Origin of the sequence: Streptomyces flavofungini (assembly GCF_041028215.1) — a bacterium.
Taxonomy (GTDB): Bacteria; Actinomycetota; Actinomycetes; order Streptomycetales; family Streptomycetaceae; genus Streptomyces; species Streptomyces flavofungini_B.
In genome coordinates this window covers 1-850 of record NZ_JASKYR010001442.1, presented here as the reverse complement: position 1 = coordinate 850, position 850 = coordinate 1, and the positions used below count along the sequence as shown (strand labels likewise).

2 pseudogenes are annotated in these 850 nt (G+C 79.4%); both read right to left on the bottom strand.

Going from position 1 to position 850, the window contains the following annotated elements:
- Positions 1–152, bottom strand: a pseudogene (locus AB8Z36_RS42425) (threonine synthase); the annotation flags it as partial.
- A 120-nt stretch (positions 153–272) separates the two neighbouring features.
- Positions 273–798 (bottom strand): annotated as a pseudogene (locus AB8Z36_RS41560) (pyridoxal-phosphate dependent enzyme); the annotation flags it as partial.
- Positions 799–850: the final 52 nt, after the last annotated feature.

The following is an 850-nucleotide window of genomic DNA, read 5'->3' as shown; positions in this document are numbered from 1 at the left end:
ACCGCGTACAGCGCGGGCGCCTTCGCGATGAGACCGGACGTGTGCAGCTCGCGCACCGCGAGCGCGGCGCCCAGCAGCAGCGTTCCGTTGCCGACGGGCACGACGAGGACATCGGGCAGCCGCCGGCCCAGGGCCTCCCAGAGCTCGTGGCCCCCCCCCCCCCCCCCCCCCCCCCCCCCCCCCCCCCCCCCCCCCCCCCCCCCCCCCCCCCCCCCCCCCCCCCCCCCCCCCCCCCCCCCCCCCCCCCCCCCCCCCCCCCCCCCCCCCCCCCCCCCCCGCCTCCCGCCCCCCGTCGACGACTTCGAGCCGCGCGCCGTGCGCGCCGATCTGCTCCAGCTTCTTGGGCGAGGTGCCCGCGGGCACGTACACCGTGCAGGGGAGCCCGGCCCGCGCGCTGTACGCGGCGACCGACGTGCCCGCGTTGCCACTGCTGTCGGCGATGACCCGCTCCGGGCCGAGCCGCTGCGCGAGGGCGGCGAGCACGACCGCGCCCCGGTCCTTGAAGGAGAGCGTCGGCATCAGGAAGTCCAGCTTGGCCGAGATCCCGCCCGCCAGCTCGACGAGCGGCGTGCGGCCCTCGCCGAGGGAGAGCGCGGGCACGGGCAGGGGGAGTGTCTCCGCGTACCGCCACAGCGAGTTGACCCGCCCGGTGAGCGAGGTCAGGCGCGCGGGCGTGGGGGAGAAGTCGAGGTCGAGCGGGCCCCGGCAGACCGGGCAGGACCAGCGGAGCGTGCCCGCGGGGACGCGGGTTCCGTCGGTGGGGCAGAAGGCGTCGGGCAGGGCGGTCGTGGCAGTCATGCGCGCAGGCTATTGCGGCGTCCGGCGGTGGAGCGGGAGGGCGGCCGTGGGG